The sequence below is a fragment of the Streptomyces sp. Edi4 genome (assembly GCF_040253615.1).
Classification (GTDB): Bacteria; Actinomycetota; Actinomycetes; order Streptomycetales; family Streptomycetaceae; genus Streptomyces.
Genome location: NZ_JBEJGY010000004.1, coordinates 6,094,201 through 6,116,441, shown reverse-complemented (window position 1 = coordinate 6,116,441; position 22,241 = coordinate 6,094,201). Strand labels below are relative to the sequence as shown.

The following is a 22,241-nucleotide window of genomic DNA, read 5'->3' as shown; positions in this document are numbered from 1 at the left end:
TCTCCTCCATGGCTGGTTCTGGAGCATCCCCCCACTCGCCCCACTCCCCCGGTTCCCCGCTGGCGCGCGCCGAGCCCTTCGTCTGGCTGACGGCCAGGGTGCTGGAACAGCGCCGCTTCGCCCACCACTTCCTCGGCAAGGACGCCGACGCCGTGGAGGCGGCGCTCGCCGCCTACCAGGGCGATGACGGCGGCTACGGTTACGCGCTCGAACCCGATCTGCGCGGGCCGGTGAGCCAGCCCCTGCACACCGCGCACGCGCTGCGGGTCCTGGACTCGGTGGGGCGGCTCGGCGGCCGGCTGGTGGAGCGCGTGTGCCGCTATCTGACCGGCGTCTCCACCAAGGACGGCGCGCTGCCCGTCCTGCACCCCTCGCAGCGGGGCTATCCGGCGGCGCCTTTCGTTCCGGTCCTGGACGACCCGCCCAGCGCCCTGCTGGCCACCGGCCCCGTGGTGGGTCTGCTGCACCGCAATCAGGTGTGGCACGCGTGGCTGTTTCGGGCCACGGACTTCTGCTGGGCCGCCGTCGACGCCCTTGAGACGTCGCATCCCTACGAGGTGGAGGCCGCGGTCGCCTTCCTGGACGGCGCTGCGGACCGCTCGCGCGCCGAGGCGGCCGCGGACCGGCTCGGCAGGCTGGTCAGGGAGCAGCGTCTCGCGGTGCTCGATCCGGGCCGGCTCGCCGAGTTTCCGATCTCGCCGGGGTACGCGCCGGGCGAGCACCATTTTCCGCACGACTACGCGCGTGTGCCGCAGTCGCTGGCGCGGCGCTGGTTCACCGACGAGGAGATGAAGCGCTCCCTCGATCATCTCGAGGCGGAGCAGCGGGAGGACGGCGGCTGGCCGGTCCGCTGGCGTGCGTGGGCGCCCGGTACGGCCCTGGAGTGCCGGCCCATGGTGACGATCGAGGCGTTGCGTACGTTGCGGGCGCACGGCCGTTTCATCGGCTGACGTGCCGCCCGGGCGTCGAGCGGCCCGGGCCCCTGCATCTGGTCTCCGCTGCGTCGTGTTCGCGGGTCCGGGCCATTGTCAGTGGGTGGGTGCACGATGGGGACCATGGCAAGGACAGCGCTGGATTCCTTCTCGCCCGCGACGCGCGGCTGGTTCACGGGGGCTTTCACCGCGCCCACCGCGGCGCAGGAGGGTGCCTGGAAGGCGATCGCGGAGGGTTCGGACGTCCTGGTGGTCGCGCCGACCGGTTCGGGCAAGACGCTCGCGGCGTTCCTCGCCGCGCTGGACCGTCTCGCGGCCGCGCCGGCGCCCGCCGAGGCAAAGAAGCGCTGCCGGGTGCTGTACGTGTCGCCGCTGAAGGCCCTCGCGGTCGATGTGGAGCGCAATCTGCGTTCGCCGCTGACGGGGATCCGTCAGGAGTCGGTGCGTCTGGGTCTTGCGGAGCCGCAGGTCCGCGTGGGGATCCGCTCGGGGGACACGCCGCCGGCGGAGCGGCGGGCGCTGATCACCCGGCCGCCGGACATTCTGATCACGACGCCCGAGTCGCTGTTCTTGATGCTGACTTCTGCCGCGCGTGACGCGCTCGCGGGGGTGGAGACGGTGATCCTGGACGAGGTGCACGCGGTGGCCGGCACCAAGCGGGGGGCTCATCTGGCGTTGTCGCTGGAGCGGTTGGACGAGTTGCTGGCCCGTCCGGCGCGCCGGATCGGCCTGTCGGCGACGGTGCGTCCGGTCGATGAGGTGGCGCGTTATCTCTCGCCGCAGCGCAAGGTCGAGATCGTGCAGCCGCCGTCCGCCAAGGAGTTCGACCTGTCGGTGGTCGTGCCGGTGGAGGATCTGGCCGAGTTGGGCGCTTCGCCGTCGGCCGACGCCCAGGAGGGCGTGGAGAAGCCGTCGATCTGGCCGCACGTGGAGGAGCGCATCGTCGATCTGGTGCAGGCGCACCGTTCGACGATCGTGTTCGCCAACTCCCGTCGGCTCGCGGAGCGTCTGTGCAACCGGCTCAACGAGATCGCCTACGAGCGGGCCGTGGGCGCGCCGCTTGGCGAGGACCACGCGCCGGCGGATCTGATGGGCGGCTCGGGTGCGGCGGCCGGTGCGCCCGCGCTGCTCGCCAAGGCGCATCACGGTTCGGTCTCCAAGGAGCAGCGGGCGGTGGTGGAGGAGGACTTGAAGGCGGGGCGGATCCCGGCGGTGGTGGCGACTTCGAGTCTTGAGCTGGGCATCGACATGGGTGCGGTGGATCTGGTGGTGCAGGTCGAGTCGCCGCCGTCGGTGGCGTCGGGGTTGCAGCGTGTGGGCCGTGCGGGGCATCAGGTCGGCGCGGTGTCCACCGGTGTCGTCTTCCCCAAGTACCGGGGTGATCTGGTGCAGTCGGCGGTGGTGACCGAGCGGATGCGGGCGGGGGCGATCGAGGCGCTGCGGGTTCCGTCCAATCCGCTGGATGTGCTGGCGCAGCAGCTGGTCGCGATGACCGCCCTCGACACCTGGCAGGTGGATGACCTGTTGGCGCTGGTGCGGCGGGCCGCGCCGTTCGCGGCGCTGCCGGAGTCGGCGTTCACGGCGGTCCTGGACATGCTGGCGGGCCGTTATCCATCGGACGCGTTCGCGGAGTTGCGTCCGAGGGTGGTGTGGGACCGGGTGGGGGGTACGGTCACGGGCCGTCCCGGCGCTCAGCGGCTCGCGGTCACCTCGGGCGGCACCATCCCCGACCGGGGTCTGTTCGGTGTCTTTCTGGCGGGGTCGGACCCGAAGAAGGGCGGCGGGCGGGTCGGTGAGCTGGACGAGGAGATGGTGTACGAGTCGCGGGTGGGTGATGTCTTCACGCTGGGCACCACGTCGTGGCGTATCGAGGACATCACGCGTGACCGGGTTCTGGTGTCGCCGGCGCCGGGCGTGCCGGGCAGGCTGCCGTTTTGGAAGGGTGACCAGCTGGGCCGTCCGCTGGAGTTGGGGCGTGCGCTGGGCGCGTTCTTGCGTGAGGTCGGTTCGATGTCCGGTGACGACGCGAGGCTTCGGCTGCTGAGCGCGGGTCTGGACGCGTGGGCGGCGGACAATCTGATCGGCTATCTCGACGAGCAGCGCCGCGCGTGTGGTCACATCCCGGACGACCGGACGATCGTGGTGGAGCGTTTCAGGGACGAGCTGGGTGACTGGCGAGTGGTCATCCACTCCCCCTTCGGGGCGCAGGTGCACGCCCCTTGGGCGCTGGCGCTCGGTGCCCGCCTCGCTGAGCGGTACGGCATGGACGCGCAGGTGATGCACGCCGACGACGGCATCGTGCTGCGGCTGCCCGACGCCGACATGATGGGTCTTGATCTGCTCGATCAGGATCCGGCGCGGCTGGACACCACGTATGACAGCGAGCGGGCTCCTGTCGGGGCGGCGGACACGGTCTTCGACAAGGGTGAGATCGAGCAGATCGTCACCGACCAGGTCGGCGGCTCGGCGTTGTTCGCCTCGCGTTTTCGCGAGTGCGCCGCGCGTGCCCTGTTGTTGCCTCGGCGCACTCCCGGCAAGCGCACCCCGCTGTGGCAGCAGCGCCAGCGGGCGGCTCAACTCCTGGAGGTGGCAAGCGAGTTCGGGTCGTTCCCGATCGTCTTGGAGGCGGTGCGTGAGTGCCTTCAGGATGTGTTCGACGTGCCGGGGCTCACCGAGCTGATGGGTGATCTGGAGGCGCGCCGGGTGCGTCTGGTGGAGGTCACCACGCCGGAGCCGTCGCCGTTCGCCCGCTCGCTCCTGTTCGGTTATGTCGCGCAGTTCCTCTACGAGGGGGATTCGCCGCTCGCCGAGCGGCGGGCGGCCGCCCTGTCGTTGGATTCTCGTCTGCTGGCCGAGCTGCTTGGCCAGGCGGAGCTGCGCGAGCTGCTGGACGGTGAGGTGCTGGCCGAGCTGGAGCAGGTGCTTCAGTGGCTCACCGAGGACCGCCGCATCAAGGACGTCGAGGGCGTCGCGGATCTGCTGCGGGTTCTGGGGCCGCTCACGGAGGCGGAGTTGGCGGCGCGGGGCGCCGAGTCCGGCTGGGCTTTGGAGCTGGAGCGGTCGCGGCGCGCGCTACGGGTGCGGATCGCCGGCGCGGACCACTGGGCGGCGATCGAGGACGCGGGGCGGCTGCGGGACGCGCTGGGCACGGCGCTTCCCGTCGGTGTGCCCGAGGCGTTCACCGAGCCGGTGAAGGACCCTCTGGGTGATCTGCTGTCGCGTTACGCGCGGACGCACGGCCCGTTCACGTCGGCGACGGCCGCGTCCCGGTTCGGTCTTGGCACCGCGGTCACCGACGGCGCGCTGCACCGTCTGGCGGCGTCGGGGCGGGTGGTGCAGGGCGAGTTCCATCCGGCGGGCATCGGTCAGGAGTGGTGCGACGCGACGATTTTGCGCAGGCTGCGCAGGCGTTCGCTCGCGGCGCTGCGCCAGGAGCTGGAACCGGTGCCGCCGGCCGCGCTGGCCGGTTTTCTGCCGCCCTGGCAGCATCTGGGCGGCAGTTCCCTGCGTGGCATCGACGGTCTGGCGCGGGCCGTGGAGCAGTTGCAGGGCGCGGCTGTCCCGGCTTCGGCGCTGGAGAAGCTGATCCTGCCGTCGCGGGTGTCGGACTACAGCCCGGCGCTCCTTGACGAGCTCACCACGACCGGTGAGGTGGTGTGGGCGGGAGCGGGCGCGCTGCCCGGCAAGGACGGCTGGGTGTGTCTGTATCTCGCCGACGCGGCGCCGCTGCTGCTGCCGCCCCCGCATCCGCTGGAGCTGACGGCGCTGCACGAGTCGGTGCTCAGCGCGCTCGCGCCCGGTTACGGCCTGTTCTTCCGCCAGCTCGCCGACCAGGTCCGCGCCACCACCCACCCGCAGGTGAGCGAGGTGCAACTCGCGGACGCGGTATGGGATTTGGCGTGGTCGGGGCGGCTGACCAACGACACGCTGGCGCCGTTGCGTTCCGTGCTGGGCTCCGGGCGCACCGCAGGGGCCACGGCCCACCGCGCCAAGCGGCCCGTCCCGCGCGGCCGTTACGGCACTTTGAGCGCCGCCGCCCGCACCGCGTCGCGCTCCGGGCCGCCCACGGTGTCGGGCCGCTGGTCGCTGCTGCCCGAACGCGAGAGCGACGCGACGCACCGCGCGCACGCTCTGGCCCGCACTCTGCTTGACCGCCATGGCGTGGTCACCCGGGGCGCGGTGCAGGCCGAGGGCGTCGAGGGCGGCTTCGCGGCGACGTATCGCGTCCTGGCGGCGTTCGAGGACAGCGGGCAGGCGCGGCGCGGCTATGTGGTGGAAGGCCTCGGCGCCGCCCAGTTCGCGATGGACGGCGCGGTGGACCGGCTGCGGGCGGCGGCCACCGCCCGGGACCGGGGCAGCGACGCGCGAAAGCCCGCGCAGGGCGTCGTCCTGGCGGCCGCCGACCCGGCGAACGCCTACGGCGCGGCGCTGCCCTGGCCCGAGGCGCCGGGCGGGGCCGGGCACAAGCCGGGCCGCAAGGCGGGCTCCCTGGTCGTCCTGGTCGACGGCGAGCTCGTGCTGTATCTGGAGCGCGGCGGCAAGTCGTTGCTGGCGTGGGCGTCCGGGCCCGACGACGCGGCGCTGGGCACGGCGGTGGGTGCGCTGGCGGGGTCGGCGCGGGCGGGACGTCTGGGGACGATCACCGTGGAACGGGCCAATGGGGATCCGGCGCTGACCTCGCCGCTCGCCCGGGCCCTGGAGGCGGCGGGTTTCGTGGCGACACCCAAGGGGCTGCGTCTGAGACCGTGACGCGGGCGCGGGCAAGCCCTTGTACGCCGCGCCCGGCACAATTGACCCATGCCCGAAGGCGACACCGTCTACCAGGCCGCGCGGCGGCTGCACACAGCGCTGGCCGGACAGGTTCTGACCCGCTCCGATCTGCGGGTGCCGCGGTTCGCCACGGCCGACCTGACCGGGCGGGCCGTGCTGGATGTGACCCCGCGCGGCAAGCATCTGCTGACCCGTATCGAGGGGGGCCTGACCCTCCACTCCCATCTGCGGATGGACGGATCCTGGCGGATCTTCGCGGCAGGTGAGCGCTGGAGCGGCGGCCCCGCCCACCAGATCCGGGCGATCCTCGCGAATGCCGGGCACACGGCGGTCGGCTACCGGCTGCCCGTCCTTGAACTGCTGCGTACGCGCGACGAGACGAAAGCGGTGGGCCATCTGGGCCCGGACCTGCTGGGCCCGGACTGGGACGCGGAGATCGCGCTGCGCAACCTGCTGAGCGATCCGGGGCGCCCGCTGGGCCAGGCCCTGCTGGACCAGCGCAATCTGGCCGGCGTCGGCAACGTCTTCAAGTCGGAGATCTGTTTCGCGCTGCGGGTCGTACCGTGGCTGGAGATCGGGCAACTGCCCGCGCCGGAGCGCGTGGTGGACACCGCCAAGCGGCTCCTTGAGGCCAACAAGGACCGGCCGGTGCGCCAGGCGTACATCTACGGCCGGGCGAACCGGCCGTGCCCGCGCTGTCGCACCCCCATCCGCACCACCATGGAACGCGACCCTCAGGGCCGTGAGCGCCCCACCTACTGGTGCCCCACGTGCCAGCCCTCCCCCACGTTGTGACACGCGACGATTCACTCTGGGCCGCTCGGAACCGGGGCGGCGGTTCACCGTGGGCCGCTCGGAACCGGGGCGACGGTTCGCCCTGGGCCACTCGGCGCGGGGCGACGGCCCGCCCCGGGCAGCTCGGAGCCGGGCCGACAGTTCCCCCCTGGGCCGCTCGGACCGGCGCGACGGTCCGCCCTGGATGGCTCGCACCGCCCGTGACCCGCACGGTTATTGACGACCCGTCAGATCCAGTCGTACGGTCCCGGCATGGCCCTCACGGCGTACGACCTCAGCGGCCGCACGGCCTTTGTCACCGGCGCCGCCGGCGGGATCGGCCGCGCGAGCGCCCTGCTGCTCGCGGGGGCCGGCGCGCGGGTGCACTGCGCGGACCGCGACGAGGCGGGCCTGGAGGAGACCCGGGCGCTGATCGCCGAGGCGGGCGGCGCCGCCCACCTGCACCGTCTCGATGTCGCCGACCGCGCCCAGGTCGAAGCGGCGGTGCGGGCGGCGGGGCCGGTCCATGTGCTGGCGGCGATCGCGGGGATCATGCACTCCGGCTCGGCCTTGGAGAGCGACGACGCGGACCTGGAGCGGGTCATGTCCGTCAACTTCCTGGGCGTGCTGCACGCCTGCCGGGAGGCGGCCCGCGTGATGATCGCCCACGGCATCGGGGGTTCCCTCATCACGATGGCCTCCGGCGCCGTGGACTCCGCGCGGCCGGACCTGTTCTGCTACAGCGTCTCCAAGGCGGCGGTGGTGCAGCTCACGAGGACCCTCGCGAGCGAACTCGGGCCGCACAAGATCCGCGTCAACGCCGTGGCTCCCGGCTGGATCCGCACCCCGATGACCGAGCGGCACGCGGCCGGCGAGCAGGAGCGGGTGGAGTCGATGATGGTCCGTCTCTCCCCGCTGGGCCGGCTGGGCACCCCTGAGGATGTCGCCCATACCGTGCTGTACCTGGCCACGGACGCCTCGGCGTTCACGACGGGTCAGATCCTGCGTCCGAACGGCGGCGTCTCCATGCCCTGGTAGGGCGCGCCCCACCGGCCGGCAGGGCCGCCACATGCACCGGCAGCAGGCTCAGCCCCCAGCCGCCCGCGACCATCGCGCCCTCGATGAGCCCGGCGTGGCCGGGCACGAGCACCAGCCTCAGCACGGCCCACCACCAAAGGCCCGCCACTATGAGCGCGGGTATCCAACGCACCGCCACCGCCATGGGTCGCCTCCTCGGGCCGACGCTAGACCGCCGGGAAACCCGCCGGGAGGGCGCACCGGGTGCGGGCCCGGCGCGCTCGGTGTCCCCCACGCCTCACCAGGCCCGCCCCCGCCCCCGGACGGGCCCACGCGCGGGGGCCCGCCGCCCCTTCGGCGTGGTTCAGACGGTTTCCGCCTGGAACATCCAAGCGTGCTTCTCCAGGTCGGCGGTGAGGCCGATGAGGATGTCCTGGGTGATCGGGTCGGGCTCGTCGGTCGCCGCGATGCGTTCGCGCATCCGGCCGATCACCACTCCGAGCGCGTCCACCAGGACCTTCACGGCCTGAACGTCCTTGATCCAGCCTTCGGGGACGGTGTCGATCGCGCTGGACTTCGCCACCGTGGCGGACCGCCCGTCGGGGCTCACGCCGATGGCGCTGGCCCGCTCGGCCACGGTGTCCGAGTGCTGGCGCGCGGTGGTGACGACCTCGTCCAGCTGGAGGTGGACGGAGCGGAAACGGGGGCCGACCACGTTCCAGTGCACCTGCTTGGCCACCAGGGAGAGGTCCACGAGATCCACCAGGGCGCCCTGGAGCGCGTCGCCGACCACCTTGAGGTCGGAGTCGGACAGCGGGCTCTTGATGTAGGACATGCGATTCCTCCACTCGGACGGAACGTCCGCGGGGTTCCCCGCACGAAGGGAACACTCCTGCGAGTCACCGGACGTATGCGCGATCTCCTACCACACTGCCACACAAGCCCCGAAACGGGCGCGCCGGAATAGCCGAGCCCCGTCCGGTCACATGACCGGGCGGGGCTCGGGACAAGCCTGGGCGCGAACCTGACGATCAGGCCGCGACGACGTCCACCGCTTCCGCGGGCGCCTTGATCGTCACCCGCTCCGTCGGCACACCAGTCACCGACGTCACGGAGATCGAATTGAGCATCGGACGTACCGGCGCACGCACCGGCACCGGATCACTCGCTGCCGCAGAGGCAGCGAGCTCGGCGAGTGCCAGCTCGTCGCTCACTTCGCGCATGAGCTCGGACATCCGTACGTCAAGCGCGTCGCAGATCGCGGAGAGCAGCTCGGAGGATGCCTCCTTCTGCCCCCGCTCCACCTCGGAGAGATAGCCGAGTGAGACTCGGGCGGACGAGGAGACTTCGCGCAGAGTACGGCCCTGGCGCTGGCGCTGCCGACGCAGCACGTCACCCAGCAGGCGACGGAGCAGAATCATCGGTGGCTCCCTCCTCGGACCGCGTAGCCGCATCCTTCACGCCCCACCGTACCGCCTCGCGCCGCGGCCGTGCGGGGAGCGATGTCGTGTTCACTCAGGGCTGCAAACATCAAATCCCCCCGTTCTGTTCCGTATCCTGTGCCCGCCCAGCCTTGCGGAGTTCAGTGGAGAGCAGTTCGAGCACGCTGCGTACACTCTCTCTACGGATTTCCGCCCGGTCGCCGTTCAACCGCAAAGCGACTGTTTTCTTCGCGCCCCCGGGGCCAACGGCCGAAACGTATACCGTCCCCACCGGCCGGCCGTCCTGCGGCTCAGGGCCTGCCACCCCCGTGGTCGCGATGCCCCAGCTCGCGTCGAGCGCCCGGCGTACGCCCGCCGCCATCTGCGACGCGACCTCGGGATCGACCGCACCGCGCTCGGCCAGCAGGGCCTGGTCCACCCCCAGCAGGGCCCCCTTGAGGTCGGTCGCGTACGCCGTCACCGAGCCGCGGAAAACACGCGAGGCACCGGGCACCGACGTCAGCTCGGCCGCCACGAGGCCACCCGTCAGGGACTCCGCCACCGCGAGCGTTTGATGACGTTCCGTGAGCAGAGCCAGGACCCGGGCCGCTTCGCTCATGACGCCGGATCCTGCGACGCGCGCCGCGCGGCGAGTCCCTGGCGCCTCAGCACGATCGCCTGGCGCACATAGTCGAGACCCGTGACCACCGTCAAAACCACCGCGATCGCCATCACCCAGAAGCGCAGGGTGGCCAGCGGACCGGTCAGGGCCAGGACGTACATGCCGGTCGCGGTGCCCTGGGCGAGGGTCTTGAGCTTGCCGCCGCGGCTGGCCGGAATCACCCCGTGCCGGATGACCCAGAAACGCATGAGCGTGATGCCCAGTTCCCGGAAGAGGATGACGCCGGTGACCCACCAGGACAGATCGCCGAGCAGGGAGAGACAGATCAGTGCCGCGCCCATGATCGCCTTGTCGGCGATCGGGTCGGCGATCTTCCCGAAGTCGGTGACCAGGTTGTAGGTGCGCGCCAGATGCCCGTCGAAGATGTCGGTGATCATGGCGACGGCGAAGGCCGCCCAGGCCCAGGCCCGCATCGCCGGGTCGTATCCGCCGTCCGCGAGCAGCAGCATCACGAAGCCCGGCACGAGCACGAGCCGGAGCATGGTCAAGATGTTGGCGATGTTCCAGAGGCTGGCCTGGTTGACGGCCGCAGCACCCAGCTTGCCGCCGGGCGCCGGCGCACGGCCGGTACCGCCCGCCGTCGACGCCGGGACTCCGGTCATCTGCCCGCCTCCTCGGCCCCGCCGAGCAACTCGACCACGAGGTCGACACCTTCGGTGGCGACCACCTTCGCCTCGACGATACGGCCCGGCGCAAGGCCCACGCTCTCGGTGAAGATCACCTGGCCGTCGGTCTCGGGCGCCTGGTGCTCGGCGCGGCCGACCGCACCTTCCGCCTCGTCGCCGTCCACGCTCTCCACCAGGACCCGCACGGTGTCGCCGACGCGCTCCTCGGCGCGCTGCGCGGTCAGCTCCTCGGCCAGGCGCGACAGGTGCGCGAGGCGTTCGGCGATGGTGTCCTCGTCGAGCTTGTTGTCGTAGCCGAGCGCTTCGGTGCCCTCCTCGTCGGAGTAGCCGAAGACACCGATCGCGTCCAGGCGGGCGGCGGTGAGGAAGCGTTCCAGCTCCTTGAAGTCCTCCTCGCTCTCCCCGGGGAAGCCGACGATGAAGTTGGAGCGGACCCCGGCCGCGGGCGCCTTGGCGCGGATGGTGTCGAGCAGTTCCAGGAAGCGCTCGGTGTCGCCGAAGCGCCGCATCGCGCGCAGCACGCCGGGCGCGGAGTGCTGGAAGGAGAGGTCGAAGTACGGCACGACCTTCTCGGTCGAGGTGAGCACGTCGATGAGGCCGGGGCGCATCTCGGCGGGCTGGAGGTAGCTGACCCGCACCCGCTCGATGCCCTCGACCTGGGCGAGCTCGGGCAGCAGGGTCTCCAGGAGACGGATGTCGCCCAGGTCCTTGCCGTAGGAGGTGTTGTTCTCGGAGACCAGCATGATCTCCTTGACGCCCTGTTCGGCCAGCCAGCGGGTCTCGCCGAGCACGTCGCTGGGACGGCGTGAGATGAACGAGCCGCGGAAGGAGGGGATCGCGCAGAACGAGCAGCGGCGGTCGCAGCCGGAGGCCAGCTTCACGGAGGCGACGGGGCTGGTGTCGAGCCTGCGCCGCAGCGGGGCGCGCGGCCCGGAGGCGGGCGCGAGGCCCTCGGGCAGGTCCTCGGGCGGGGTGTCCTGGGCGTGTCCGGGCAGCGCCACATCGGGGGCGGCCTGGCGCTCGGCCGGGCTGATGGGCAGCAGCTTGCGGCGGTCGCGGGGGGTGTGCGAGGCGTGGATGCCGCCGTTGAGGATGGTCTGGAGGCGGTCGGAGATGTCGGCGTAGTCGTCGAAGCCGAGTACGCCGTCGGCCTCGGGGAGCGCTTCGGCGAGGTCCTTGCCGTACCGCTCGGCCATGCAGCCGACCGCGACGACGGCCTGGGTCCTGCCGTGATCCTTCAGATCGTTGGCTTCCAGGAGGGCGTCGACGGAGTCCTTCTTGGCTGCTTCGACGAATCCACAGGTGTTGACGACGGCGACGTCCGCGTCCGATGCGTCCTCGACGAGCTCCCAGCCGTCCGCTGCCAAGCGGCCTGCGAGCTCCTCCGAGTCCACCTCGTTACGGGCGCAGCCAAGAGTGACAAGGGCGACGGTGCGGCGTTCGGGCATGGACTCAAGACTACTTTGTCCTGGCCCACGCCCCCGCCGCGAGGGTCGTGGGCCACGGCGTCAGCCGGCCTGGGGGTCGCCCTTGGTGTAGCTCAGGCGCTCGACCTGGCCGTCGTCGAACTTGCTGTCGATCTTCTTGCCGTTGACGTAGAGCTCGATCGCCCCGGCGTTGCCGAGGATCAGGTCGACCTTCTCGCCGTCCTGGAACGTCTGGGCCTGGCCTTTTTCGAGCAGGCCGTCGAAGAGCATCTTGCCGTTGTGGTCCTTGGCCGAGATCCAGCTCTTGTCGTTGACCGCGGTGACCTTGACGGTGACCTTGTCGGCGGGGACCGCGGCGATCGCGCTGTCGGAGGGGGCCGGGGTCGGCTTGGGTGCGGGGGCCTTGGGGGCCTGGGGGCTGGCCGCGGGGCTGTTGGGCTTGTGCTGGGCGGGGCCCTCGGCGACGGAGGAGTGGCCCTTGCCCTTGTCGCTGCCGCCGAACATGGTGAAGCCGACGAAGCCCACGACCACGACGATCGCGGCGACCATGGCGGCGGTCCAGTTGGGCCGGCGCGGCTCGGGGCGGATGCGTTCCGCGTCGAACAGCGGGGCGGGGGGCGTCGGCGCGGGGCGGCCGCCGTGCTCGTCGTCGTACTGGGCGACCAGCGGGGCGGGGTCGATGCCGACGGCCTGGGCGAAGGTGCGGATGTGTCCGCGCGCGTACACATCGCCGCCGCACCGCGAGAAGTCGTCCCCTTCGATCGCGTGCACGATGGGGATGCGCACCCGCGTGGCGGAACTGACTTCGTCGACCGTCAGCCCCGCGGCGATCCGGGCCTGCTGAAGGACACGACCGATCGACGGCCCGTCAGGTGCGGTCGCCGGCCCGTCGTCTTCGATCGAAGGCCGGTCGTCTTCGGGAGAGTTGCCGATGGACACGGGGGCGCCTTTCGAGCGTGAGCCACCTGCTGGATGTTCAGTCTAGGGGGGGTACGAAAGAGTGGGGCAACCGGGAGCGTGGACTTTGTACGCCATCGGTATGGCCGGCGCCCCTGTCCGAGGGACCGCCGACCGCACCTGCTCTGCTGTCTTGCTCAACTTGACGTGACGCCAGGGGAAACGGTTGCTCGCTCATCCCGTACGAGTGCTGTTTGGGCCGGTCGGCGGTCAGCCGGCCGGATCAGGCGGGCGCCGGCGCGCCTTGGGCGTGCCGTCCGCCGCCAAAGCGCGGGCCGTCGGTCTTCGTCGCACACACTCAGGGAGCCTCCCCCCGGATCACGGCGAGCACTCCATCGAGTTCGTCGGGCTTGATGAGGACGTCGCGCGCCTTGGAGCCTTCGCTGGGGCCCACGATGCCCCGCGACTCCATCAGGTCCATGAGCCGGCCCGCCTTGGCGAAGCCGACCCGCAGCTTGCGCTGGAGCATCGACGTCGAGCCGAACTGGGTGGACACCACCAGCTCGGCGGCCTGGCACAGCAGGTCGAGATCGTCGCCGATCTCCTCGTCGATCTCCTTCTTCTGCTTGGTGCCGACCGTGACGTCGTCCCGGAAGACGGGCGCCATCTGGTCCTTGCAGTGCTGGACGATGGCGTGGATCTCGTCCTCGGTGACGAAGGCACCCTGGAGGCGGGTCGGTTTGTTGGCGCCCATCGGCAGGAAGAGGCCGTCGCCCTTGCCGATCAGTTTCTCGGCGCCGGGCTGGTCGAGGATGACCCGGCTGTCGGCGAGCGAGGACGTAGCGAAGGCGAGCCGCGAGGGCACGTTCGCCTTGATCAGGCCGGTGACGACGTCGACGGAGGGCCGCTGGGTGGCGAGCACCAGATGGATGCCGGCGGCGCGCGCCAGCTGGGTGATGCGGACGATGGCGTCCTCCACGTCGCGCGGCGCGACCATCATGAGGTCGGCGAGCTCGTCGACGATCACCAGAAGGTAGGGGTAGGGCGTCAGCTCGCGCTCGCTGCCCTCGGGCAGTTTCACCTTGCCGGCCCGGATGGCCTCGTTGAAGTCGTCGATGTGGCGGAAGCCGAACGCCGCGAGGTCGTCGTAGCGCAGGTCCATCTCGCGCACGACCCACTGGAGCGCTTCGGCGGCCCGCTTGGGGTTGGTGATGATCGGCGTGATGAGGTGCGGAATGCCCTCGTACGCCGTCAGCTCCACCCGCTTGGGGTCGACGAGCACCATGCGGACGTCCTCGGGGGTGGCCCGCACCATCACCGAGGTGATGAGGCAGTTGATGCAGGAGGACTTTCCGGAACCGGTGGCTCCGGCGACCAGGACGTGGGGCATCTTGGCGAGGTTGGCCATGACGTAGCCGCCCTCGACGTCCTTGCCGAGCGCCACCAGCATCGGATGGTCGTCCTCGGCCGCGTCCGCCAGGCGCAGTACGTCACCGAGGTTGACCATCTCGCGGTCGGTGTTGGGGATCTCGATGCCGACCGCCGACTTGCCCGGGATCGGCGAGATGATCCTGACGTCGGGGCTGGCGACCGCGTACGCGATGTTCTTGGCGAGCGCGGTGATCCGCTCGACCTTGACGGCCGGGCCGAGTTCGATTTCGTACCGCGTGACCGTCGGGCCCCGGGTGAAGCCGGTGACGTTCGCGTCGACCTTGAACTCCATGAAGACGTTCTGGAGTGAGGCGACGACGGCGTCGTTGGCGGCGCTGCGCGTCTTGCCGGGCCCGCCCCGCTCCAGAAGGTCCAAGGAGGGCAGCGCGTAGGTGATGTCCCCGGCGAGCTGGAGCTGTTCGGCGCGCGGGGGCAGCGGCTCGGTGCTCTCACGCGCGGGCTTGGTCAGGTCGGGTACGACGGGGGGCGCGCCCGGGGTGGCCTTGGGCGCGGCCGGGCGCCGAGTCGTGGCCTCGGCCTGGGCGGCGCGTGCGGTGGGCAGCTCGGTGGCCGCGCCGGGAGCGGCGCCGTGGTCGGTGGAGACGCCCTGAGTGAGGTCGGCGACCACGGGCGAGGGCGGCAGCCCGTTCATGACGGCGCCATCGAGGGCGGCGGCCGCGGCGGCGGCCACGTCGACCGGGTCCAGGCCGTTGTCGAACGCGGGCTGCACGGAGCCGCGCCGGGGCCGTCGGCGCCGCGTCAGCGCCTCCTCCTCGGCGAGCCCCGCGTCCGGCCCGGCGCCGGGAGCACCGGAGCGGCGCCTGGCGCGGGGCGTGGGCTCGGCCTCGCGCCACTCCTCCTCGTACAGCTCCTCCCCGGCGAGTTCGCCGGGCAGCGGTTCGAGGACGCCGAGGCGGACGGCGAGCAGCCGCAGGCGCTGGGGGATGGCGTTGACGGGTGTCGCGGTGACGACGAGCAGCCCGAAGACGGTGAGCAGCACGAGCATCGGTACGGCCAGGACGTCGCCGAGGGTGAATTCGAGCGGTTTGGAGGCGGCCCATCCGATCAGGCCGCCCGCGTCCTGAAGGGCGTCGGTGCCGTCGTTGCGGCCGGGCGATCCGCACGCGATGTGGACCTGGCCGAGCACGCCGAGGACGAGCGCGGACAGGCCGATGACGATCCGCCCGTTGGCCTCGGGCTTTTCGGGATAGAGGATGAGCCGGACGCCGATGGCGCCGAGCAGCAGCGGCACCACCACGTCGAGCCGGCCGAACGCGCCGGTCACCAGCATCTGGACGAGGTCGCCGACGGGTCCGCGCAGGTTCGACCAGGTGCCGGCGGCGACGATCAGCGCGATGCCGAGCAGCAGCAGGGCCGAGCCGTCCTTGCGGTGGGCGGGGTCGAGTCCCTTGGCGCCGCGTCCTATGCCGCGGAAGACCGCGCCCACGCCGTGGGCCGCGCCCAGCCACAGGGCCCGCGCGAGCCGGTAGAGGCCGCCGGTGGGGGACGGGGCGGCCTTGGGGGCGGGCCTGGGGGCCGCCGCCCTCTTCGCGGGCGGCCTCTTGGCGGCGGTCTTCTTCGCGGGCGCCTTGCCGGCTGCGGGTTTCTTCGCGGGCGCGGCTTTCTTCGCCGGGGTACGGCCGGTGCGCTTCGCGGTGCCCGCCGTGCCCTGGGAACCCTTGCCGGACGTACGTGAGGCCATGGTGCTGAGGTTACCTGGGTCGGCGCCGGTGGACACCTGTGCCCAGGCCTTCACCCGTTCGTGTCGTACGGAGCAAGCCCGCTGACGCCGCGTCAGAGCGACGTGGCGTCAGCGCGGGGCCGGTCAGTTCTGTGTCGGCAGGGTGGGCGCGCCGCCGGTGCCGGGCTCCAGCGCGTCCAACGCCCGGCGCAGGCCGGTGAGCTTGCGCTCCAGGTGGGCGGCGGTGGCGACGGCCGCCGCGTCGGCGGATTCGTCGTCGAGCTGCTTGGACAGCGCCTCGGCCTGCTCCTCAACTGCCGCGAGCCGCGCGGAGAGTTCGGCCAGCAGGCCCGCCGACTCCTTGGCCGCGTCGCCGCCGTGGGAGCCGCCCTCCAGTTGCAGGCGCAGCAGGGAGGCCTGCTCGCGCAGCTGGCAGTTCTTCATGTAGAGCTCGACGAAGACCGACACCTTGGCGCGCAGGACCCAGGGGTCGAACGGCTTGGAGATGTAGTCCACCGCGCCCGCCGCGTAACCCCGGAAGGTGTGGTGGGGGCCGTGGTTGATGGCCGTGAGGAAGATGATCGGGATGTCCCGCGTCCGTTCCCGCCGCTTGATGTGCGCGGCGGTCTCGAATCCATCCATTCCGGGCATCTGGACGTCCAGCAGGATGACCGCGAAATCGTCCGTAAGCAGCGCTTTGAGCGCTTCCTCCCCTGACGATGCCCGCACCAGTGTCTGATCGAGCGCGGAGAGGATGGCCTCCAGCGCCAGCAGATTCTCCGGCCGGTCATCGACCAGGAGGATCTTGGCCTTATGCACCATGGCCCGCCCTCCTCGTCCCGGCAGTGCACCGGGCGCCGCCCCAGGGGACGGCGACTGCCTTGTGTCGCCCGTCCTTGTGCCGGTCATGGTAGCCGCACCCCGCCTGTCGCCACACCCTGTCACCGCGATGTCACTGTGCACGTAGCAGAAACGTGGGGGGAGACCAGAAGGTTCCCCGTACAACGCCGCTTCACACGCTTCGGCCACCGTCCGTCGGCGCGGGACCGCCCCGCGCGGGCCCCCGGGTCACTTGCCCCGCATCCACTGCTCCATCACCGAGAGCAGATGATCGGGGTCGACCGGCTTGGTCACATAGTCCGAGGCGCCGGAGTCGATGGCCTTCTCGCGGTCCCCCTTCATCGCCTTCGCGGTGAGCGCGACGATCGGCAGACCGGCGAACTGCGGCATCCTGCGGATCGCCGAGGTCGTGGCGTACCCGTCCATCTCGGGCATCATGATGTCCATCAGAACCACCGCGGTGTCCTCGTGCTGCTCCAGGACCTCGATGCCCTCCCGGCCGTTCTCCGCGTACAGCACCGAAAGCCCGTGCTGCTCAAGGACGCTGGTGAGCGCGAAGACGTTGCGTACGTCGTCGTCGACGATCAGCACCTTCTCGCCCGCGAAGTGGAAGCCGCGCGCGGGGGCCCGTTCCGGTTCGGGCGCCCAGCTCTCGCCGGCGCCCGTCTCCTGCTGCTGCGCGGGGGGCGCCGTCTGGCCGGCCGCCTCAAGCGCCTTGCGCCGGCGCCTGAAAAGCCCGGCCGTCCCGGGCCCCGGTCCCTCGGGGGCGCCGGTCCCGGCGCCCGGCCGCGCGAGGTCGGGGTGCACGGCCGCGTCGATGGCGAGGCCGGCCGCGCCCTCCGTGGCGCCCGGCGCGAGCTGCGGGTAGCCCTGGGGGGGCAACTCGCTCAGGTGCAGCGGGAGGTAGAGCGTGAAGGTGGAGCCGCGCCCCGGCTCGCTCGCCGCGTGGATCTCGCCGCCGAGCAGCCGCGCGATCTCGCGGCTGATGGACAGGCCAAGGCCCGTACCGCCGTACTTGCGGCTGGTCGTGCCGTCCGCCTGCTTGAACGCCTCGAAGATCACCCGCATCTTGCCGGCCGCGATCCCGATGCCGGTGTCGGTGACCGAGAACGCGATCAGCCCGGCGTCCGCGTCCCGCAGCGAACCCGCCTCCAGCAGCTGCTCGCGGATGGCGTGCGGCACATCGGAGCCGGCCGGGCGGATGACGAGTTCCACGGCCCCGCTGTCGGTGAACTTGACCGCGTTGGACAGCAGGTTGCGCAGCACCTGAAGCAGGCGCTGCTCGTCGGTGTGCAGCGTCGCCGGCAGCTCGGGCGAGACCCGCACCGAGAAGTCCAGGCCCTTCTCCGCGGTGAGCGGGCGGAACGTCGCCTCCACGTAGTCGACCAGCTGCACCAGCGCGATCCGGGTGGGCGAGACGTCCATCTTGCCGGCCTCGACCTTGGACAGGTCCAGGATGTCGTTGATCAGCTGGAGCAGGTCGGAACCCGCCCCGTGGATCGTCTCGGCGAACTCGACCTGCTTGGGCGAGAGGTTGCCCTCGGCGTTGTCGGCGAGCAACTTGGCGAGGATCAGAAGGGAGTTGAGCGGCGTACGCAGCTCGTGCGACATGTTCGCCAGGAACTCCGACTTGTAGCGCATGGAGACGGCGAGCTGTTCGGCCCGTTCCTCCAGGACCTGCCGGGCCTCTTCGATCTCGGTGTTCTTCACCTCGATGTCGCGGTTCTGCTGGGCCAGCAGCTCGGCCTTCTCCTCCAGTTCGGCGTTGGAGGCCTGGAGCGCGCTCTGGCGGTTCTCCAACTCCGCCGACCTCTCGCGCAGTTGCTCGGTGAGCTCCTGCGACTGTTTGAGCAGCACCTCGGTCTTGGAGTTGACGGAGATGGTGTTGACGCTTGTCGCGATCATCTCCGCGATCTGGTTGAGGAAGTCCTTCTGGATGTGCGTGAACGGCTGGAAGGACGCCAGCTCGATCACGCCGAGCACCTTGCCCTCGAAGAGCACCGGCAGCACGATCACGTGCGCGGGCGGCGCCTCGCCGAGGCCGGAGGAGATCCTGAGGTAGCCCGGCGGCACGTTCTCCACCAGGATCGTCCGCTTCTCCTCGGCGGCCGTGCCGATCAGGGTCTCCCCGGGCCGGAAGGACGTCGGCATGGACCCGGCGGAGTAGCCGTAACTGCCGCGCATCCGCAGCTCGTAGGAGCCGTCGCCACCGGGGCTCACCTCCGAGCCGCCGCCGGTGGGCATCGCGAGGAAGAACGCGCCGTGCTGGGCGGAGACGACCGGCGTCAGCTCGGTCATGATCAGCGAGGCGACGTCGTCGAGGTCGCGGCGGCCCTGCATGAGGCCGGAGATGCGGGCCAGGTTGCCCTTGAGCCAGTCCTGTTCCTTGTTGGCGACGGTGGTGTCGCGCAGGTTGGCGATCATCGTGTTGATGTTGTCCTGGAGGGCCTGGATCTCACCCGCCGCGTCCACGTCGATCTTCAGGTTGAGGTCGCCGCGCGTCACCGCGGTCGCGACGGCCGCGATGGCGCGGACCTGGCGGGTCAGGTTCCCTGCCATCTCGTTCACCGACTCCGTCAGGTCGCGCCAGGTCCCGTCCACGTCCCGCACCCGGGCGTGGCCGCCCAACTGGCCCTCGGTGCCCACCTCGCGGGCCACGCGCGTGACTTCCTGGCCGAAGGAGGACAGCTGGTCGACCATCGTGTTGATGGTGTTCTTCAGCTCCTGGATCTCGCCCCGGGCATCGATGTCGATCTTCTTGGTGAGGTCGCCCTGCGCGATGGCGGTGGTGACGGTGGCGATCTGGCGCACCTGGCCGGTGAGGTTGTCGGCCATGGAGTTCACCGACTCGGTGAGGTCCTTCCACGTACCGGAGACGCCGGGCACGCGGGCCTGGCCGCCCAGGATGCCGTCGGTGCCCACCTCACGGGCGACCTTGGTGACCTGCTCGGCGAAGGAGGACAGCGTCGTCACCATGGTGTTGACCGTGTCGGCGAGTTCGGCGACCTCGCCACGCGCCTCGACCGTCACCTTCTTGGTGAGGTCGCCGTTGGCGACCGCCGCCGAGACCCGGGAGATGTTGCGCACCTGGGTCGTGAGGTTCGCGGCCATCAGGTTGACGTTGTCGCTGAGGTCCTTCCAGATGCCGGTGACCCCGCGCACCCGGGCCTGACCGCCCAGGATGCCCTCGGTGCCCACCTCACGGGCCACGCGCGTGACCTCGTCGGCGAAGTTGGACAACTGGTCGACCATGGTGTTGACGGTCGTGACCAGCTCCAGGATCTCGCCCTTGGAGTCCACGGTGATCTTCTTGGAGAGGTCGCCCTCGGCGACGGCGGTGGTGACCTCGGCGATGTTGCGCACCTGGGACGTCAGGTTGTTGGCCATGAAGTTGACGGACTGGGTGAGGTCCTTCCAGGTGCCGGACACGCCCTGCACCTCGGCCTGGCCGCCCAGGATGCCCTCGGTGCCCACCTCGCGCGCCACCCGGGTGACCTGCTCCGCGAAGTTGGAGAGCTGGTCGACCATGGTGTTCAGGGTGTTCTTGAGCTCCAGGATCTCCCCGCGCGCGTCCACGTCGATCTTCTGCGACAGATCGCCGCGGGCCACCGCCGTGGCGACCTGGGCGATGTTGCGCACCTGCGCCGTGAGGTTGCCGGCCATGCCGTTCACGGAGTCCGTCAGGTCGCGCCACACGCCGGCGACGCCGGGCACCTGGGCCTGGCCGCCGAGCCGTCCGTCGGTGCCGACCTCACGGGCGACGCGGGTGACCTGCTCGGCGAACGCGGAGAGCTGGTCGACCATCGTGTTGATGGTGTTCTTCAGCTCCAGCATCTCGCCGCGCGCGTCCACGTCGATCTTCTGCGACAGGTCGCCCCGGGCCACCGCCGTGGTCACCTGGGCGATCTGACGCACCTGGGACGTCAGGTTGCCGGCCATGAAGTTGACGGAGTCCGTGAGCTCCTTCCAGGTGCCCGAGACGCCGTCCACCCGGGCCTGGCCGCCCAGGCGTCCCTCGGTGCCCACGTCCCGCGCCATCCGCGTGACCTGGTCGGCGAAGGAGGACAGCTGCGCCACCATCGTGTTGACGGTGTTCTTCAGCTCCAGCATCTCGCCGGCCACGTCCACGGTGACCTTCTGGGACAGGTCGCCGTTGGCGACCGCCGTCGTGACCTGCGCGATGTCGCGGACCTGACCGGTGAGGTTGCGGAAGGCGGTGTTGACGGAGTCGGTGAGGTCCTTCCACGTGCCGGCGGCGCCCGGCACCTCCGCCTGCCCGCCGAGCCGGCCCTCGATGCCGACCTCACGGGCCACGCGGGTCACCTCGGAACCGAACGACTGGAGCTGGTCGACCATCGTGTTGACGGTGTTCTTCAGCTCCAGCATCTCGCCGGCCACGTCCACGGTGACCTTCTGGCTCATGTCACCACTGGCGACCGCCGTCGTGACCTGCGCGATGTCGCGCACCTGCGTCGTCAGGTTGCGGAAGACCGTGTTGACGGAGTCCGTCAGGTCCTTCCAGGTGCCCGCGGCCCCCGGCACCTGCGCCTGTCCGCCGAGCAGCCCCTCGGCGCCGACCTCGTTGGCGACGCGGGTGACCTCGTCCGCGAACGTGCGCAGCGTCTCGGTCATCTGGTTGATGGTCTCCGCCAGCTGCGCGACCTCGCCGCGCGCGTTGACCGTGACCTTCTGCGAGAGGTCACCGCTGGCCACGGCCGTGGTGACCTGGGCGATCCCGCGCACCTGGGCGGTCAGGTTCGTCGCCATCACGTTGACGGAGTCGGTGAGGTCCTTCCACACCCCGGCCACGCCCGGCACCTGCGCCTGCCCGCCCAGCTCACCCTCGGTGCCCACCTCGCGCGCGACGCGGGTGACCTCGGAGGAGAAGGAGGACAGCTGGTCGACCATGGTGTTGACGGTGTTCTTCAGCTGAAGCATCTCGCCGGCCACGTGCACGGTGACCTTGCGGGAGAGATCGCCCTTGGCGACGGCGGTGGTGACGAGAGCAATGTCACGTACCTGGGCCGTCAGCCGGTACGCCATCGTGTTGACCGAATCCGTCAGATCCTTCCAGGAACCCGACATTCCGCGCACCTGGGCCTGACCGCCGAGCTTGCCCTCCGTGCCGACTTCGAGAGCCACCCGCGTCACCTCGTCGGTGAAGGCGGAGAGCTGGTCGACCAGGTTGTTGACGGTCCGCCCGACCTTGAGGAATTCCCCGCGCAGCGGCCGCTCGGCGCCGTCGCTGCCGTGTGAACGCAGGTCCATGCGCTGTTCCAGATCGCCCTCGGTGACCGCCGAGAGCACCCGCCCGACCTCCGACACGGGCCGCGCGAGATCGTCGACCAGCGCGTTGGAGGCGTCGATGGCGGCCGCCCAGGAGCCCTCGCAGGCCCCGTTCTCCAGGCGCTCGGTCAGCTTCCCCTCGCGCCCCACCATCCTGCGCACGCGGGCGATCTCGCCGGTCAGGTGCAGATTGCGGTCGGCGACCTCGTTGAAGACGGCGCAGATCTCCGCCATCACCCCGTCACCCGAGACCGTCAGCCGCTTGCGGAAGTTTCCGTCCCGCATCGCCGCGAGCGCGGTCAGCAGGCGCTGAAGGGCGGCCGTGTCGACCTCCGTCGTACCGCCGCTCCCCCGCTGCCTGCTGTTCCGGGCCTGTTGAGTCCGGGGCTGATCGTCTTTCGCGCGCGTGCCTACGCCGCGCGCCGCTGCGCCAGACTCCACCGTGTCCCTCCCGCAA

At 71.0% G+C, this 22,241-nt stretch carries 14 protein-coding genes; 4 read left to right on the top strand and 10 right to left on the bottom strand.

The window, feature by feature from the left end; genetic code table 11:
• The first annotated feature begins 8 nt into the window (after window positions 1-8).
• From ABR738_RS29805 to ABR738_RS29790, 4 genes are all read left to right on the top strand, one after another.
• Window positions 9-950, top strand: coding sequence for a hypothetical protein (locus ABR738_RS29805; protein WP_350233026.1), 942 nt, complete (start codon window positions 9-11; stop codon window positions 948-950).
• 105 nt (window positions 951-1,055) lie between these two features.
• Entirely contained in the window at window positions 1,056-5,681 is a 4,626-nt protein-coding gene (locus ABR738_RS29800) for an ATP-dependent helicase (RefSeq protein ID WP_350233025.1), read from the top strand.
• A gap of 48 nt (window positions 5,682-5,729) precedes the next feature.
• Complete coding sequence (locus tag ABR738_RS29795) at window positions 5,730-6,497, top strand: DNA-formamidopyrimidine glycosylase family protein (protein WP_350233024.1); 768 nt, start codon at window positions 5,730-5,732, stop codon at window positions 6,495-6,497.
• Window positions 6,498-6,749: 252 nt separating this feature from the next.
• Window positions 6,750-7,514, top strand: coding sequence for an SDR family NAD(P)-dependent oxidoreductase (locus ABR738_RS29790; protein WP_350233023.1), 765 nt, complete (start codon window positions 6,750-6,752; stop codon window positions 7,512-7,514).
• Here the strand turns inward: ABR738_RS29790 and ABR738_RS29785 are convergent.
• The 10 genes from ABR738_RS29785 to ABR738_RS29740 all read right to left on the bottom strand — a co-directional run bounded on the left by ABR738_RS29785 (window position 7,462) and on the right by ABR738_RS29740 (window position 22,069).
• Window positions 7,462-7,698 (bottom strand): hypothetical protein, encoded by a 237-nt coding sequence (locus ABR738_RS29785; protein WP_469481414.1) that lies wholly within the window; start codon window positions 7,696-7,698, stop codon window positions 7,462-7,464. The two genes, ABR738_RS29790 and ABR738_RS29785, sit on opposite strands and share 53 nt — an antisense overlap.
• Before the next feature lie 159 nt (window positions 7,699-7,857).
• Entirely contained in the window at window positions 7,858-8,328 is a 471-nt protein-coding gene (locus tag ABR738_RS29780; protein WP_350233022.1) for a Dps family protein, read from the bottom strand.
• 196 nt (window positions 8,329-8,524) lie between these two features.
• Complete coding sequence (locus tag ABR738_RS29775; RefSeq protein ID WP_053726410.1) at window positions 8,525-8,914, bottom strand: helix-turn-helix domain-containing protein; 390 nt, start codon at window positions 8,912-8,914, stop codon at window positions 8,525-8,527.
• 109 nt (window positions 8,915-9,023) lie between these two features.
• Window positions 9,024-9,533, bottom strand: a complete 510-nt coding sequence (locus ABR738_RS29770; RefSeq protein WP_350233021.1) for a CinA family protein — start codon at window positions 9,531-9,533, stop codon at window positions 9,024-9,026.
• The gene (gene pgsA / locus ABR738_RS29765; RefSeq protein WP_350233020.1) at window positions 9,530-10,198 is read right to left on the bottom strand and encodes a CDP-diacylglycerol--glycerol-3-phosphate 3-phosphatidyltransferase; all 669 of its coding nucleotides are present in this window, start codon (window positions 10,196-10,198) and stop codon (window positions 9,530-9,532) included. The genes ABR738_RS29770 and pgsA overlap by 4 nt, the downstream gene beginning before the upstream one ends.
• Window positions 10,195-11,670: a 30S ribosomal protein S12 methylthiotransferase RimO gene (gene rimO / locus ABR738_RS29760; RefSeq protein WP_350233019.1), complete on the bottom strand. Its 1,476-nt coding sequence runs from the start codon at window positions 11,668-11,670 to the stop codon at window positions 10,195-10,197. The genes pgsA and rimO overlap by 4 nt, the downstream gene beginning before the upstream one ends.
• A 60-nt stretch (window positions 11,671-11,730) precedes the next feature.
• Window positions 11,731-12,588, bottom strand: coding sequence for a helix-turn-helix domain-containing protein (locus ABR738_RS29755; RefSeq protein ID WP_350233018.1), 858 nt, complete (start codon window positions 12,586-12,588; stop codon window positions 11,731-11,733).
• A 316-nt stretch (window positions 12,589-12,904) separates the two neighbouring features.
• A complete protein-coding gene (locus tag ABR738_RS29750) occupies window positions 12,905-15,679 on the bottom strand; it encodes a DNA translocase FtsK (protein WP_350233017.1) in 2,775 nt (924 codons plus the stop codon).
• Window positions 15,680-15,802: 123 nt separating this feature from the next.
• Complete coding sequence (locus ABR738_RS29745; RefSeq protein ID WP_350233016.1) at window positions 15,803-16,480, bottom strand: response regulator; 678 nt, start codon at window positions 16,478-16,480, stop codon at window positions 15,803-15,805.
• 246 nt (window positions 16,481-16,726) lie between these two features.
• Window positions 16,727-22,069, bottom strand: coding sequence for a HAMP domain-containing protein (locus ABR738_RS29740; protein WP_350234804.1), 5,343 nt, complete (start codon window positions 22,067-22,069; stop codon window positions 16,727-16,729).
• Window positions 22,070-22,241 lie beyond the last annotated feature (172 nt).